The 13,458-nt window shown below is 69.7% G+C and carries 15 protein-coding genes and 1 pseudogene; 12 read left to right on the top strand and 4 right to left on the bottom strand.

The window, feature by feature from the left end; all coding sequences use genetic code 11:
- Positions 1–112: 112 nt before the first annotated feature.
- The 3 genes and pseudogenes from MBEBAB_RS07040 (at position 113) to MBEBAB_RS07030 (ending at position 2,945) form a co-directional block, all read left to right on the top strand.
- Positions 113–1,968 (top strand): annotated as a pseudogene (locus MBEBAB_RS07040) (DEAD/DEAH box helicase).
- An 84-nt stretch (positions 1,969–2,052) separates the two neighbouring features.
- On the top strand, positions 2,053–2,586 hold the full coding sequence (locus MBEBAB_RS07035; protein ID WP_021697258.1) for a hypothetical protein: 534 nt from the start codon (positions 2,053–2,055) through the stop codon (positions 2,584–2,586).
- Positions 2,587–2,624: 38 nt separating this feature from the next.
- Positions 2,625–2,945: an Mpo1-like protein gene (locus tag MBEBAB_RS07030; RefSeq protein ID WP_045319004.1), complete on the top strand. Its 321-nt coding sequence runs from the start codon at positions 2,625–2,627 to the stop codon at positions 2,943–2,945.
- 1 nt (position 2,946) lies between these two features.
- On the opposite strand, the gene MBEBAB_RS07025 is transcribed toward MBEBAB_RS07030, so the two are convergent.
- Both MBEBAB_RS07025 and MBEBAB_RS17990 read right to left on the bottom strand, forming a co-directional pair.
- Positions 2,947–3,633: a hypothetical protein gene (locus MBEBAB_RS07025; RefSeq protein WP_021697256.1), complete on the bottom strand. Its 687-nt coding sequence runs from the start codon at positions 3,631–3,633 to the stop codon at positions 2,947–2,949.
- A gap of 146 nt (positions 3,634–3,779) precedes the next feature.
- Complete coding sequence (locus MBEBAB_RS17990; RefSeq protein ID WP_021697255.1) at positions 3,780–4,418, bottom strand: hypothetical protein; 639 nt, start codon at positions 4,416–4,418, stop codon at positions 3,780–3,782.
- 165 nt (positions 4,419–4,583) lie between these two features.
- Here MBEBAB_RS17990 and MBEBAB_RS07015 point away from each other — a divergent pair, with 165 nt between their 5' ends.
- From MBEBAB_RS07015 to MBEBAB_RS07000, 4 genes are all read left to right on the top strand, one after another.
- Positions 4,584–5,813 carry a class I SAM-dependent RNA methyltransferase gene (locus tag MBEBAB_RS07015; protein ID WP_045319003.1) on the top strand — a complete coding sequence of 410 codons (1,230 nt, stop codon included), beginning with the start codon at positions 4,584–4,586 and terminating at the stop codon, positions 5,811–5,813.
- A 522-nt stretch (positions 5,814–6,335) separates the two neighbouring features.
- Positions 6,336–6,674 carry a DMT family transporter gene (locus MBEBAB_RS07010; RefSeq protein WP_021697253.1) on the top strand — a complete coding sequence of 113 codons (339 nt, stop codon included), beginning with the start codon at positions 6,336–6,338 and terminating at the stop codon, positions 6,672–6,674.
- Positions 6,674–7,507 (top strand): bifunctional hydroxymethylpyrimidine kinase/phosphomethylpyrimidine kinase, encoded by an 834-nt coding sequence (thiD, locus tag MBEBAB_RS07005; RefSeq protein ID WP_045319002.1) that lies wholly within the window; start codon positions 6,674–6,676, stop codon positions 7,505–7,507. The genes MBEBAB_RS07010 and thiD overlap by 1 nt, the downstream gene beginning before the upstream one ends.
- A complete protein-coding gene (locus tag MBEBAB_RS07000) occupies positions 7,504–8,076 on the top strand; it encodes a nucleotidyltransferase family protein (protein WP_021697251.1) in 573 nt (190 codons plus the stop codon). Before thiD ends, MBEBAB_RS07000 begins: the two co-directional genes overlap by 4 nt.
- Positions 8,077–8,247: 171 nt before the next feature.
- On the opposite strand, the gene MBEBAB_RS06995 is transcribed toward MBEBAB_RS07000, so the two are convergent.
- Entirely contained in the window at positions 8,248–8,622 is a 375-nt protein-coding gene (locus MBEBAB_RS06995; protein WP_021697250.1) for a hypothetical protein, read from the bottom strand.
- A 199-nt stretch (positions 8,623–8,821) separates the two neighbouring features.
- Positions 8,822–9,181 (bottom strand): hypothetical protein, encoded by a 360-nt coding sequence (locus MBEBAB_RS06990; protein ID WP_021697249.1) that lies wholly within the window; start codon positions 9,179–9,181, stop codon positions 8,822–8,824.
- Between the two features lie 242 nt (positions 9,182–9,423).
- Between MBEBAB_RS06990 and MBEBAB_RS06980 the strand changes: the two genes are divergently transcribed.
- From MBEBAB_RS06980 to MBEBAB_RS06965, 5 genes are all read left to right on the top strand, one after another.
- Positions 9,424–9,759, top strand: a complete 336-nt coding sequence (locus MBEBAB_RS06980; protein WP_021697247.1) for a PepSY domain-containing protein — start codon at positions 9,424–9,426, stop codon at positions 9,757–9,759.
- Complete coding sequence (locus tag MBEBAB_RS06975; protein ID WP_045319000.1) at positions 9,759–10,439, top strand: response regulator transcription factor; 681 nt, start codon at positions 9,759–9,761, stop codon at positions 10,437–10,439. Before MBEBAB_RS06980 ends, MBEBAB_RS06975 begins: the two co-directional genes overlap by 1 nt.
- Positions 10,436–11,629 carry a sensor histidine kinase gene (locus MBEBAB_RS06970; protein WP_306302004.1) on the top strand — a complete coding sequence of 398 codons (1,194 nt, stop codon included), beginning with the start codon at positions 10,436–10,438 and terminating at the stop codon, positions 11,627–11,629. The genes MBEBAB_RS06975 and MBEBAB_RS06970 overlap by 4 nt, the downstream gene beginning before the upstream one ends.
- Positions 11,608–11,838, top strand: a complete 231-nt coding sequence (locus tag MBEBAB_RS18330) for an ATP-binding protein (protein WP_306302003.1) — start codon at positions 11,608–11,610, stop codon at positions 11,836–11,838. Before MBEBAB_RS06970 ends, MBEBAB_RS18330 begins: the two co-directional genes overlap by 22 nt.
- A gap of 83 nt (positions 11,839–11,921) precedes the next feature.
- Positions 11,922–13,277, top strand: a complete 1,356-nt coding sequence (locus MBEBAB_RS06965) for a hypothetical protein (RefSeq protein WP_021697244.1) — start codon at positions 11,922–11,924, stop codon at positions 13,275–13,277.
- Positions 13,278–13,458: the final 181 nt, after the last annotated feature.

The following is a 13,458-nucleotide window of genomic DNA, read 5'->3' as shown; positions in this document are numbered from 1 at the left end:
GCAATACCGCCGCTATTCGTGTATAGTGCCCGCTTTCCAACGCCCGGCCCGGTGCATAACCGGCCGGGCGCGGTCGTTTCCACGGCCGCCCAAGTCAAGATTCAGGTTTCCAATGCCCTTTCCCGCCATTCACCCCGCGCTCGATCGCGCGCTCGTCCAGCGCGGCTATGCCGAACCCACCGCCGTGCAGGACGCCGTTCTGGAAGCGGGGCTGACCGAGGCCGACCTGCTGGTCTCGGCCCAGACCGGCTCGGGCAAGACGGTGGCCTTTGGTCTGGCGGCGGCGCCGACCCTGCTGGGTGAGGCCGAGCGCTTCGGCCAGACCCGCGCCCCGCTGGCGCTGGTGATCGCGCCGACGCGCGAGCTGGCCATGCAGGTGGCGACCGAACTGACCTGGCTGTACGCCGACACCGGCGCCCGCATCGCCACCAGCGTGGGCGGTATGGACGCGCGTCAGGAAGCCCGCGCCCTGAACGTCGGCGCCCACATTGTGGTCGGCACGCCCGGCCGCCTGAAGGACCACATCGACCGTCGCAATCTGGATCTGTCGGCCCTGAAGGTCGTGGTGCTGGATGAAGCCGACGAGATGCTCGACATGGGCTTCCGCGAGGACCTTGAGTACATTCTGGAGCAGGCGCCCGCAGAGCGCCGCACCCTGATGTTCTCGGCGACCATCGCCCGCGAAATCGCCACCATGGCCAAGCGCTATCAGCGCGACGCGGTGCGCATCGACACCACCAACCGCAGCCAGCCGCACGGCGACATCGAATACCGCGCCATGCGCATCGCGCCGAACCAGATCGAGCACGCGGTGGTCAATGTGCTGCGCTTCTTCGAGGCGCCGGGCGCCCTCGTGTTCTGTTCGACCCGCGAGGCGGTCAAGCATCTGCAGGCGGCCCTGCGCGAGCGGGGCTTCTCCTCGGTCGGCCTGTCGGGCGAACTGAGCCAGCGCGAGCGCACCGATGCGCTGCAAGCCCTGCGCAGCGGTCAGGCCCGCGTGTGTGTGGCCACCGACGTGGCGGCGCGCGGTCTGGACCTGCCCGATCTGGGGCTGGTCATCCACGCCGAACTGCCGGTCAACAAGGCCACCCTGCTGCACCGGTCTGGCCGCACCGGGCGGGCGGGCAAGAAGGGCGTGTCCGTCCTGCTGGTCCCCTCCACCCGCCGCCGCAAGGCCGAGATGCTGCTGGGCGCCGCCGGACTGGACGCCACCTGGAGCGCCGCGCCGGGCATCGACGAGATTCTGGCCCGGGATGAAGAGCGCCTGCTGGCCACACCGATCTTCGACCAGACGGTGACCGACGAGGACTTCGCCCTGGCGAAGAAGCTGGCGGCCGAGCGCACGCCGGAAGAACTGGCCTGCGCCTGGTGCGGCTGATGCGGGCCGAGATGCCGGCGCCCGAGGATCTGGTGGATCCGGGCGAGGGACCGCGCGGACGGCGCGAGCCCGGCGCCGCGCCGAACGCCTCGGCCTGGCCCACTGACCGGCTGCAGCCCGACGAGGTGACCTGGTTCCGCGCCGACATCGGCCGCCAGAAGAACGCCGACCCCAAATGGCTGATCCCGCTGATCTGCCGTCTGGGCGGAATCACCAAGAAGGACATCGGCTCAATCCGCGTGTTCCCCGACGAGACCCGGTTCGAGATTTCCCTGGCGGCCCAGGCCGGGTTCCTCGCCTCGGTGAAGGCGGCCAAGGGCGCCGAGGTGGCCATCACCCCGTCCGAGGCCCCGAACCAGGGCTTTGGCGGACCCCGCCCCAAGAAGCCCTTCAAGCGCCGCGAGAACGACAACGCCCAGAACCGCCCCGCGCCCTACCGCCCCGAACGGACGGCCTCGGCCGCGCCTGCGGCTGAAGGCGACGCCCGCCCGTTCGACCGCAAGCCCTACAAGGGCAAGCCCAAGCCCGGCTTCAAACCCGGCCCCAAGGCGGGCAAGCCGACCTTCAAGAAGAAGCACCGGGCGGAATAGGCGGCCCGCCTGACGAACGGCGAAATCTGAATCGACAGGCGCGGCCCCGCGCGGCATGGTCGCTCCGCTGAGCGGAGCCAGACCATGTTTCACGGCGGCCATCTGAAGCGGCGGATCAGCCAGTATGCGGCCCTGTGGCTGGGTGCGTTCCTGCTGTCGGGCGGGGCCATTCTGACCGCCATGCTTTTCATGGACCTGATGGAGGCGGCGGACCTGGTTCTGCCGGTGATGCTGGCCCTGACCGTTCTGGCGCTGGGGGCGGGGGTGGTGCTGAGCCTGATCTCGCCCCACACCCTGGGGACCAAGCTGGCGGTAGTGCTGGGCGCCCTGATCCTGCTGTTGCCGCTGTTGTGGGCGCCCGTTTCGGCGGCGGCGGTGATCGCCTTCTTCGCCGACCGCTCCATCGAGTATTCCAGCGCCTACGCCGACTTCCGCATCGGCATCAGCCGGGCGCTGTATCCGGCCACGGCGGCCCTGTTCGGCGGCGGGGCGTTCAACCTGATCTGGGGCGCGTTCCAGGCGGTGGCCAGCTTCGTCGGATTCGTCGCGGCGGTTGTGCGCATCTGGCCGCTGATCCAGCGGCTGCTGGGACCCGAGCCCGCCTCGGACTTGCAGTGAAGACGGGGCCGTCGCAAGCTTCGGACCCGGAGGACGCCATGACCCAGCCCGCAGCGGCCGAACGCTATCCCTCGTTCGAAGCCTTCTACCCGTATTACATCCACGAGCATTCCAACCGCACCTGCCGCCGCATCCATGTGGTGGGCACAGGGCTGGTGTTCGGGGCTTTGGCGCTGGCCATCGTAACCCTGAACCCATGGTGGCTGCTGGCCATGCCGTTGATCGGCTACGGCTTTGCCTGGGTGGGGCATTTCTTCTTCGAGAAAAACCGGCCTGCCACCTTCAAATACCCCCTGTGGAGCCTGATGGGCGACTTTCGCCTGTTCTTCGAGACGGTCAGCGGGAAGCGGAAGTTCTAGCTCACCCGCCCCGGCCGGGGTCCTGGAAGAAGTAGAGGCTGAGCGCCATCACCGCCACGGCGTCGCGGTCGGGGGAGCCTTGCGGGGGCAGGTAGAAGGTGGGGCGCATGCCGCTGAGCGCCAGGCCGCCCACGTCGATCCCGTCGCGGGTGAAGACATAGCCGATGACGTTTCCGCCGCCCCAGGGCAGGCCGTCCACATAGCGGGTCTCGGCCCGGATGGTGATGTCGCCCCAGGTCAGTTCGCCCGCGCGCTGGGGCTGCTGCAGCCGCTGGAAGAAGCCGCCGCCGCGCGCCACGGCGAGGCTGAGCCGGGCGTTGGCGGGCGCCGCGCCGGCGTAGCTGCACACATAGCTGAGCTCGTCCCGATCGAAGGTGATCCAGGCGAAGGAGACGTGGCTCTGGCCGCCCTCGCACTCGCCCGTCACCTGACCGACGCCGGTGGCCACATCGAAGCCGGCGCGGGAGAAGTCGCGGGAGCGGAACGGCATGCGGGTGCTGGACGAGCGGGCGCTGGACGCGCCGGTGTATTCGCCGACGGCGAAGCCGGGCCGGAACAGGCTGGGGCCGCGTCGGCCCTCCAGGTTCAGGCGTTCGGTGCGGTCCTGGAACGGGACCGAGGCGTCCTGGGCCAGGGCGGCGCCCGACAGGGCCAGGACGGCGGCGGATATGGCGGCGACGATCTTCATGAAACCCCCTCCTGAAGAACGGCGGTATGCTTAACAGAGGGGGCGGTGCGGTCAAAATTCGGGGCGACAGGGCAAGGAAAAACCGCCGGAGGATTGCTCCACCGGCGGTTCCCTACACGTCGTCGATTCGACAGGGGGGCTGAAACTTAATCGACGACGCGATAGCGGCCGTTTCCATCGGGGCAGGCGCGGACGTAGCGGTTCTCCACGCGGCCGTCGGGAAGACGGATGTTGCTTTCGACCAGGCGGCACTGGTCGGTGTTGTCATAGTCGCGGACCGGCTGGCCGTAGCCGTAGCCGCGGTCCTGATCGTCATAGCCACGGTCGTAGCCGTACTGCTGGCTGGAGCGATCGTCGTAGCGGCTGTTGTCGTAGCCGTAGCCGGCCTGGGCGCCGTAGGGCTGGGCGTAGGGTTGCGACTGCCCGGGCTGGCAGGCGGCGGTGGAGCCGCCGACACCGGCGCCGACGGCGGCGCCGAGAAGGGCGCCCATGGCGCCGCCCTCGCTGCGCACCCGGCGGCTGGCGACGCCGCGGCCGGCGGCGAGGCCGACGAGGGCCCCGACCACACCGCCCGCGACCTGGCGCTGGCGACGGTCACGGACGCACTGGTCATAGTAGGCTTGGCCGGTCTCGTAGCCCTGGTTGTAGCCGTAGCCGCTCTGGGCCTGATAGCTGGAAGAGGAGCCGTAGGGCTGGCTGTAGCTCTGGGCCGAGGCGGGCAGGGCGGTCGCACAGGCGGCGACGGCGACGACCGCGACGGCGGAATTCTTCAGGAAGGCGTTCATCGTTTCAGCTCCGTACCTGGGGTTGCGGGGCTGAACGGATCAGCACCCCCTTGTCGACGTCCGTTATGGCGGAGCGAACCTGAACGGGTTTTGAGCGGGCCGTTCATCTTCGTTCATGTTTCGGTTTGGGCGCGGGACGGGCTATGAGCGCGCCATGTCCGAACAATTGACCATCGCCCGCGTGGGCCACCAGGCGACGGGATCGCCGAAACCCCCGGCGGGGCTGTCTTCGTGCCGGGGACGCTGCCCGGCGAGGTGGTGCGCGCGGTGGTCAGGGACGGCCGCGCCGAGGACATCGAGATCCTCGAGGCCAGCGCCGACCGGGTTCCGATCCAGTCGCAGACCTACGCCGAGTGCGGGGTCGCGCCGCTGCAGCACTGGGCCAGCGCCCCCTATCTGGCGTGGAAGCGGGATCTGGTGGTGGAGACCCTGGAGCGCGAAGGGATCGAGACCGAGGTGGAGGCCACCGTCGCCACCCCGCCGGGCGTGCGTCGCCGCATCGCCCTGCACGCCCGTCGCGACGAGGACGGGCAGGTGGTGCTGGGCTTCAAGGGGCGCCGGTCGTGGCGGGTGGTCCCCCTGGCCCACTGTCCCCTGTCGGACCCGCGCATCAACGCAGCTTTGCCGAGCCTCGCGGCGGTGGCGGCGCCGTTTCTGGGCGGGGCCAAGTCGGCGCCGACCCTGCATGTGACCGTGACCGACTCGGGCCTGGACGTGGACATCACCGGGGTGGAGCGCAGCGGCCGCTCCGCCGACGTGGCCCAGCAGGGCGTGCGCGCGGCGCGGATGGCCGACATCGCGCGGCTGAGCATGGACGGAGAGGTGCTGGTGATGATGCGCCAGCCCACGGTGCGGTTCGGCCGGGCTACGGTGCCCCTGCCGCCCGCCTCCTTCATGCAGGCCTCGCCCGTGGCCGAGGCGGCCATGGTGGAGCGGGCCGTGGCGGCGGTGCGCGGGGCCAAACGGATCGCCGACCTGTTCTGCGGCGCGGGCACCTTCACCTTCCCCCTGGCCGAGGTCGCCCCGGTGCTGGCGGCGGACGCCTCGGCGGGGGCCATCGCCGGACTGAAGGCGGGGGCCGGGACGGCGCAGGGGCTGAAGGGCATCGACGCCCAGGCCCGCGACCTGTTCCGCCGCCCCCTGTCGCCCCACGACCTGAAGGGGATCGAGGCCATCGTCATCGACCCGCCCCGGGCCGGGGCGCTGGAGCAGACCCAGCAGTTCGCCGGAACGAAGTCAGTGTCGGTGGTGGTGGGCGTGTCCTGCAACCCGGCCACCTTCGCCCGCGACGCCCGGGTGCTGATCGACGCCGGCTTCGTGCTGGAGCGTGTGACCCCCATCGACCAGTTCCTGTGGTCGACCCATGTGGAGCTGGTGGGCGTGTTCCGGCGCTGAGCCGGAACGGATGATTTCAGACTCAGGTCTGAAAAAAAACAGGGTCTGAATTGTCTGAAATCTCCTTGTATGAATTCGGCTGGTTGAGTTGGTCAGCCTGTTGATTTTATTCAAACAATGACGTCATCGCCGGGCTTGTCCCGGCGATCCATACGCCCGAGGGGTGAGAGTCCCTGGCGCGCTCCGTGATTATGGATTCCGGCACAAGGCCGGGAATGACGATGCGGGGAGGTGAGACTCTCGACGCGAAAAAGAGTGCAATGGGAGTCTCACTTCCTTCGCTGCGGGGGGAGGCGGGAGGCGGGAGCGATGCGTGCGGTCATGACGCCATTATAAGGGCGCGCGGGACAGCGGGATAAATCCGGCCGTTGCGACGGATCAAAGCCTTGTCCTGCAAGGAACTGGTCTTGAAAAACAGGGGATTTAGGGCGTCGGGTTGGTGAAGCTTCGCGCCGGACAGGGCATGGGCCGCCGATATGATCGTCGCTTGCCCCTCCGCGCCGGTTGTCCCATGTGGCGGGGATGACGATTCCTCCCCTCAATCCCTGGGTTTCGCTGCTGATCGCGGGCCTGCTCGAAGTGGCCTGGGCCTCGGGCTTCAAATTCGTGGGGCCGTCGCGGCCGGTGACCTCGCTGGTGGTGGGCGTGACCATGATCGCCAGCTTCTGGTTCCTGTGGCTGGCGACACAGAAGCTGCCCATCGGCACGGCCTACGCCATCTGGACCGGCATCGGTGCGGTGGGCGCGGCGGGGATCGGCATTCTGATCTATGGGGAGCCGTCCACGACGCTGAGGATCCTGTGCATCCTGATGATCGTCAGCGGCATCGTGGGGCTGAAGCTGTTCTCGGGGGTGCAGTGATGGGCGCTCAAGCAGCGAGCGACCGCGTCGCGAGCGGTAGCGCCCAAAAATTGGGCCGCGTTCTCATCATCGCCGGGTCCGACTCCGGCGGAGGGGCCGGGGTGCAGGCCGACATCAAGGCGGTGACCATGATGGGCGGCTTCGCGGCCACGGCGATCACGGCCCTGACCATCCAGAACACCCTGGGGGTCCACGGCGTGCACCCCGTGCCGCTGGAGGTGATCGCGGCCCAGGCGGACGCGGTGCTGGACGACATCGGGACCGACGCGGTCAAGACCGGCATGCTGGGCTCGGTTGAGGTGGTGCGCTGCGTGGCCGAGATACTGGACCGGGCGGGCGCGCCGACGGTGGTGGACCCGGTCATGATCGCCAAGGGCGGCTCGCCCCTGCTGGCCGAGGACGCGGTGGCGGCGGTGCGCGAGCTGATGGTTCCGCGCGCGGCCCTGCTGACCCCCAATGCGCCGGAGGCCGAGGCCCTGACGGGGATCGCGGTCGCCGATCTGGACGGCCAGCGGCGTGCGGGCGAGGCGCTGTTGCGGCTGGGCGCGGGCGCAGTGCTGATGAAGGGCGGCCATGTGCCGGGCGAGACGGTGGTGGACCTGCTGATGACCCCGCGCGGCGAGACCCTGCTGGAGGGCCCGCGCATCGAGACGCGGCACACCCACGGCACCGGATGCACCCTGGCCAGCGCGTGCGCGGCGGGGATCGCGAAGGGCCTGCCGCTGGAGCAGGCGGTCGCCGAGGCCTGGGCCTATGTGGCCGAAGCCATCCGGCAGGCGCCGGGGCTGGGCGGCGGCCATGGGCCGCTGGACCACGGCTGGCCGCTGCGATGAGCGATCTGGAGGATCGGCTGAAGACCATCGTGCGGGCCGATCCCGGCCTGATGCAGGTGATGACCACGGTGCGCGGGCTGGGTCTGAACGATTGGCGGATCTTTTCCGGCGCGGTCTATCAGAGCGTCTGGAACGCGGTGACGGGCCGGGCGGCGGGATACGGCATCAAGGACTACGACCTGGGCTATTTCGACCCGGACACCTCGTGGGACGCCGAGGACGCGGTGATCCGCAAGGTGGCCGGGGCGTTTGAACCGCCGCTGCGCGAGATGGTGGAGGTGCGCAATCAGGCGCGGGTTCACCTGTGGTTCGAGGGCAGGTTCGGCGAGCCCTATGAGGCCCTGACCGGTACGGACGAGGCGCTGGGGCGGTTCGTGGCGCCGGCGTTTGCGGTGGGTGTGCGGCTGGAGCCGGACGGGGAGGTCAGCGTGGCCGCGCCGTTCGGGCTGGAGGACGTGTTCGAGATGGTGCTGCGGCCCAATCCCGACCGGCCGAAGGCGAAGGGGTGGTCGAAGGCGGTCGACAACGCCCGCGCGCGCTGGCCGGAGATTCGCGTGATCGATGCCTGAATCGTTGGCCTGTCGCGCGGTCGCGCTGCTTGAGGCCCTCACGCGAAACGGCGCGGCCCTTTTCGGACCGCGCCGCACGCGCACCCTGCAAGCGAGAGCCTGATTCACGGCATCGGCGGAACCGCGGAGCGGTCCCGCCTCAACCGATCAGGCTCTGGGAGAGAGGACGGCCTACCAGCGGCCGCCGGGGCGGCGGTTGTTGTCGGCGCGTTCGGCGCGGATTCGGGCCGACAGCCGGTCATAGCGCTGGTCCAGATCGCGCATCTCCCAGCGGGTCAGGCCGCCACGGCGATACTGGGCCTCCAGCCGGACGATACGGTTCAGCTCGGCGCGCAGGCTGCGGGCCTCGCGCGGGCTGATGGCGCGATTGTAGGCGGCGCGGTCGATGCGGCGGTCGAGGTTGACCTTGCGCTGGGCGATGGATTGCCAGGCGGGGGCGTGGGCGGCGGGTCCGCCACGGGGCGGGCCGTAGTGCTGGGCGGCGGCCGGGACGGCGACGGAGACCGCAGCGGCGGCCATCAGAGAGGCGGCGATGGTCTTGTTCATGGCTTCGATCCTTCGATTGCGGTCGCCCCGGGGATCAGGGCGGCGATGACGGGATCAGTGAAGCGCGCCGCGCCTGATCGGCGCCTGAACGGGGCGTTTCAGATGGCGTTCACCTGGCTGAACGGCCTGTTTCGGAGGGGGCAAGGAAAAGGGCGCGGCCCTTTCAGACCGCGCCCTGCAATGGCGGGAGAGACGCCGATCAGCGACGGTAGCGCGCGCGCTGCACGTAGCGGTCGATGGAGCGGTCGAGATCCTGGTAGCGGCGCTCCAGATCGTGGCGCTCGCGGATGGTCATGCGGGGGCCGTATTGACGCTCGAGGTACACCAGGCGGTCGATGCCGCGCTGGAAATCACGGGCCTTGCCGGTGCTCATGACACGGGCGCGGTGGGCGAAGGCCACATTGCGCTCCAGATGGCGGACGCGAACGGCCATGGGCGGACCGGCGTGCTGCTGGCCATAGGCGGGACCGCCGCGGGGCGGGCCATAGTGCTGGGCGGCGGCCGGGACGGCGACAGAGATCGCCGCGACGGCCATGACGGATGTGATCAGTTTTTTCATCATGGGCTCCACGGTTTCGGTTCGGCGGCCGACCCGGCATCGGGGCGGTGCGATGGACACACAAGAGCACGCGGCGCCTGAGCCTGACCTGAACGGCACGGTTCAGTCGGCGTTCATCTTCCTGAACCCGCGCGAAGTCTCTATGGTTCTCGTCAAAGCGACCGATCGAACCCCCGGTCATGACCCGTTTCTCACGCCCCTGTTCAGACGCCGTTCAGAGGCGCCGCCGTAAACCGCTCTGCATGAACCGTATTCGCATCCTTCTTCTGGCCGGGCTGATCGCCGCCGCTCCCATGGCGGCGCCGTCGGCCCATGCGCTCGAGATCCAGGCGCGTGACCCCCTGATGGGCTCGCTCCGCCAGGAGCGGGCGCGTGAGGAATCCCGTGAGGGCCGCCGGTTGAGCGCCAGCGAGGTGGCGCGGTCCGTCTCCCGGGGCCGCGAGGGCCGCATGCTGGGCATCAATGAACGCAACATGGGCGGCCGTCCCGTCTATGTGGTGCGCTGGGAATATCCGGGCGGGCGCGTCGCCGACATCACGGTGGACGCCCGCACCGGCGCCGTGATCGGAGAACGCTGATGAGAGTGCTGCTTGTCGAGGACGACGCCGACCTGTCGCGCCAGCTGAAGGCGGCGCTGGGCGACGCCGGCTATGCGGTGGACCACGCCCCGGACGGCGAGGAAGCCCACTTCCTGGGCGACACCGAGCCCTATGACGTTGTGGTGCTGGACCTGGGCCTGCCCAAGGTGGACGGCGTGTCGGTGCTGGAGCGCTGGCGCCGGGACGGCAAGACCACGCCGGTGCTGATCCTGACCGCGCGCGGCGCCTGGTCCGACAAGGTGTCGGGCTTCGACGCCGGGGCCGACGACTATCTGACCAAGCCGTTCCACACCGAGGAGCTGCTGGCCCGGCTGCGCGCCCTGCTGCGGCGCTCGGCGGGACATGCGACCTCCACGCTGGAGTGCGGCGCCCTGCGCCTGGACCCGCGCGCGGCGCGGGCCAGCGTGGACGGGGAGCCCCTGCGCCTGACCTCGCTGGAATACCGGCTGCTGCATTATCTGATGATGCATCAGGGCCGGGTGATCAGCCGCACCGAACTGGTCGAGCACCTGTATGACCAGGACTTCGACCGCGACTCCAACACCATCGAGGTGTTCGTGGGCCGTCTGCGCAAGAAGATCGGCGCGGACAGGATCGAGACCGTCCGTGGCCTGGGTTATCGCCTGACGCCGCTGGCCGGGGAGTCCGAGGCCGCGTGAAGCAGAATCTGGGGCGCTATCTGGGTCGTCCCGGCCGGTCCCTGACCCGCCGGCTGATCTGGCTGGCGGCCGCGTGGATTGTGGTGGCCCTGCTGGTTACCGGCCTCGTGCTGACCTCGCAGTTTCAGGAATCCGGCCTGCGCCGACTGGGCGGCGTCAACAACAACACCATCGACGAACTGGTGGTGGCCGCCAGCGTCCGCGACGGACAGGTGGTCGTGCCCCAGATCGAGGATTCCCGCACCAAGGCGCTGCTGTCGGGGAAATACTGGGCGGTGGCGGAGCGGAATGCGGACGGGGACCTGGTGGTGATCGCCCGGTCCACCTCCCTGTGGGACAGCGAGATGCCGATACCGGCGAGCCTCACCGAGCGGGTGGCGGAGGTGGCCGGGGGCACGGTCTCCTACAACGCCGTCGGTCCCAACAACGGCGAGCCCCTGCGGGTGGCGGCCAGCCAGAAACAGCTGCCCGGCCGCGAGCAGCCGGTGGTGTTCATCGCCGCCCTAAACCGCTCCAACATCGACTCCGACACGCGCCAGTTCGCCACCCTGACCTGGGCCGCCCTGGGCCTGCTGGGGGTCGGGCTGATGGCGGCGGTGTTCTTCCAGGTGCGGATCGGCCTGCGTCCGCTTTATGAGCTGGGGCAGGAGATCGGCGACGTGCGCAAGGGCCGCGCCACGCGGATCACCCAGGACTATCCGGTGGAGATCGCGCCCCTGGCCGAGCAGCTGAACAAGCTGCTGGACCACAATCAGGAGGTGGTGGAGCGCCAGCGCACTCATGTGGGCAATCTGGCCCATGCGCTGAAGACGCCCCTTTCGGTGATGCTGGCCGAGACCGAGGGGCAATCGGGGACGCTGCCCGAAATCGTGCGTCGCCAGTCCGAGCTGATGCGCGGCCAGGTGGACCACCATCTGCGCCGGGCCCGCGCCGCCGCCCGGGCCCAGGGCTCGGGCGAGCGCACCGCCGTGGCCGAGGTGCTGGACGAGATGGCGGTGATGCTGGAGCGGGTGTTTCAGTCCAAGGGGGTGGAGATCGACTGGCGCGCGCCCGACGAGCTGATGTTCCGGGGCGAGCGGCAGGATCTGCAGGAAATGGTCGGCAATCTGCTGGAGAACGCCTGCCTCTGGTCCAAACGGCGGGTGAAAGTGTCCGCGGGCGCATGGGGATGGGGCGTCTGCTGCTGGTGATCGAGGATGACGGGCCGGGCCTGCCCGAGGATCGGCGCGACGAGGTGCTCAAGCGGGGGACGCGGCTGGACGAAGACGTGCCCGGCACGGGGCTTGGTCTCAGCATCGTCGACGAACTGACCCGGGCCTATGAGGGGCGTCTGACCCTGGGCGACAGCGACATGGGCGGGCTCAAGGCCATGCTGGAGCTGCCGGCCGCCGAATCCTGACCGATCCGGTCGTGGTTTATGCGTTTCGTTAAGCGGCCATGACCGATGATGTCTCGAATGAGAGACCGGGGAGCGGGGACCATATGACGGAGCTGTCCGTCGCCAGTCAGAATGCGATCAGCGCGATGCTGGAGATGGCGCCGGATTCCGCCCTGGCGAAGCTGTCGGTCGCCCTGCGCACGACCCCCGGGGTCAAGGCGGACTGGATCCGTCGCCGGACCGTGGCCGAGATCTCCGCCCGGCGCATGCGCACCATCGCCTTCGGCCCCCTGACCGCCCTGTTCCGCAAGCGCGCGGACGGGGTGCGGGGCCTGAGCTTTCCCGCGGCGATCCTGAACGGGCTGTGGCGGCGGGTCTGCGAACGACAGGCCCTGCTGCTGGCCCAGGCCGAGGACATGACGGTCGGCGGGGGCTCCATCGATCCGCGCCTGCTGGATCAGCTGTGCGTGAGCGCCGCGGCGATCCTGCGAGACGAGCCGGGCGGCGTCTGGCCGGGGCTGGATCCCCGGACGGCGGAGCATGTGGCCGCCTGTTTCGACCTGGCCCCGCTGGCCCGCGCGGCCATGCCCATGCTGGACATGTGGATCGGGCGTGCAGACGCGGACAGCGAGGCCTCGCTGCGGCTGATGATGCGGGACGCCGTGCGCATCCGCGAGGACGCCGCGCCCATGATGCTGGAGATCCTCTTCGCCAACATCGAGGACGCCGCCCTGATCCTGCGGGTCATCAGCCGGGTCTCCGGCGCGGGGGGCGAGGAGCGCTTCCTGGCGGATTCCGAACTGGCCGACTTCGGCGAGCGGCTGTTCGAGCGGGTCGAGGAGGCGGGGGAGGCCCTGAACGAATTCCATCCGGGCCGCGACGATTCCGATGAGGCGCGCCAGGTCGCGAGCCGCCTGGAGCGGGCGGCCGGGATGATGGCCCAGATGGAGCTGTCGCTGGCCTTCACGCCGGAGGGCGCCTGGGGCGCCCGGTTCCAGGAACTGAAACTGCGCATGGGACGCGCGCTCGACGGCCTGCTGGGGCTGTGCCCGCGCATGGTGGACAAGGCCCTGCCCATGGAGCGGGTGCGCATCCACGGGTCCATGAGCCGCATGGCGCCGGTGATGGACGCCCGCACCGACGGGCCGCTGGTGGAGCAGGCGCGGTCGGCCATGCTGATGCTGAGCGCCTCCAAGGCAGCGGCCGGGGTGCTGGGCTATGCGGGCCAGAGGGCGCAGCTGTGCGAAACCCTGGAGAAACGCCTGCTCCAGTATGGCGACGAGCTGATCGAGGCGCTGAACGCGGGCGAAGGTTCGGACGAGGACCACATGGCCCGTCTGGTCGAGCTTTGCGCCGGCTTCCTGGAGCAGGCGGACGCCGAGGTTCCGGCCCGAACCCTGCGGCGGCGGCTGGCGGCGGCCCAGGGTGCGACAGCGGCGCCCTCGCCACAGATGGCCTGATCGCCTAAACGGCTCTCATGTGGATGTTCTGGCTTGCAGCGGGCATGGCCGCGACCTTGCGGGGATCGTGGTGCTCTGGCGTGCGCGGGGCACGGGCTTCGCCGTCGGCGGGTCGCCCGACGCCCGCCAGATCGCCGAACTGGACGCCCTGCATGGACGCGGCCTGCTGGACGACGACGCC

The organism is Brevundimonas abyssalis TAR-001 (assembly GCF_000466985.1).
GTDB classification, from domain to species: Bacteria; Pseudomonadota; Alphaproteobacteria; order Caulobacterales; family Caulobacteraceae; genus Brevundimonas; species Brevundimonas abyssalis.
Note: the sequence above shows the minus strand (reverse complement) of the source record. Positions and strands in the feature narration are given on the sequence as shown.

What these genes read in the sequence shown, in the direction of transcription:
- MBEBAB_RS07035 (WP_021697258.1), top strand. Translation starts at nt 2,053, where the DNA reads ATGTTTCACGGCGGCCATCTGAAGCGGCGGATCAGCCAGTATGCGGCC.
- MBEBAB_RS07030 (WP_045319004.1), top strand. Translation starts at nt 2,625, where the DNA reads ATGACCCAGCCCGCAGCGGCCGAACGCTATCCCTCGTTCGAAGCCTTC.
- MBEBAB_RS07025 (WP_021697256.1), bottom strand. Translation starts at nt 3,633, where the DNA reads ATGAAGATCGTCGCCGCCATATCCGCCGCCGTCCTGGCCCTGTCGGGC.
- MBEBAB_RS17990 (WP_021697255.1), bottom strand. Translation starts at nt 4,418, where the DNA reads ATGAACGCCTTCCTGAAGAATTCCGCCGTCGCGGTCGTCGCCGTCGCC.
- MBEBAB_RS07010 (WP_021697253.1), top strand. Translation starts at nt 6,336, where the DNA reads ATGACGATTCCTCCCCTCAATCCCTGGGTTTCGCTGCTGATCGCGGGC.
- thiD (WP_045319002.1), top strand. Translation starts at nt 6,674, where the DNA reads ATGGGCGCTCAAGCAGCGAGCGACCGCGTCGCGAGCGGTAGCGCCCAA.
- MBEBAB_RS07000 (WP_021697251.1), top strand. Translation starts at nt 7,504, where the DNA reads ATGAGCGATCTGGAGGATCGGCTGAAGACCATCGTGCGGGCCGATCCC.
- MBEBAB_RS06995 (WP_021697250.1), bottom strand. Translation starts at nt 8,622, where the DNA reads ATGAACAAGACCATCGCCGCCTCTCTGATGGCCGCCGCTGCGGTCTCC.
- MBEBAB_RS06990 (WP_021697249.1), bottom strand. Translation starts at nt 9,181, where the DNA reads ATGAAAAAACTGATCACATCCGTCATGGCCGTCGCGGCGATCTCTGTC.
- MBEBAB_RS06980 (WP_021697247.1), top strand. Translation starts at nt 9,424, where the DNA reads ATGAACCGTATTCGCATCCTTCTTCTGGCCGGGCTGATCGCCGCCGCT.
- MBEBAB_RS06975 (WP_045319000.1), top strand. Translation starts at nt 9,759, where the DNA reads ATGAGAGTGCTGCTTGTCGAGGACGACGCCGACCTGTCGCGCCAGCTG.
- MBEBAB_RS18330 (WP_306302003.1), top strand. Translation starts at nt 11,608, where the DNA reads ATGGGGCGTCTGCTGCTGGTGATCGAGGATGACGGGCCGGGCCTGCCC.
- MBEBAB_RS06965 (WP_021697244.1), top strand. Translation starts at nt 11,922, where the DNA reads ATGACGGAGCTGTCCGTCGCCAGTCAGAATGCGATCAGCGCGATGCTG.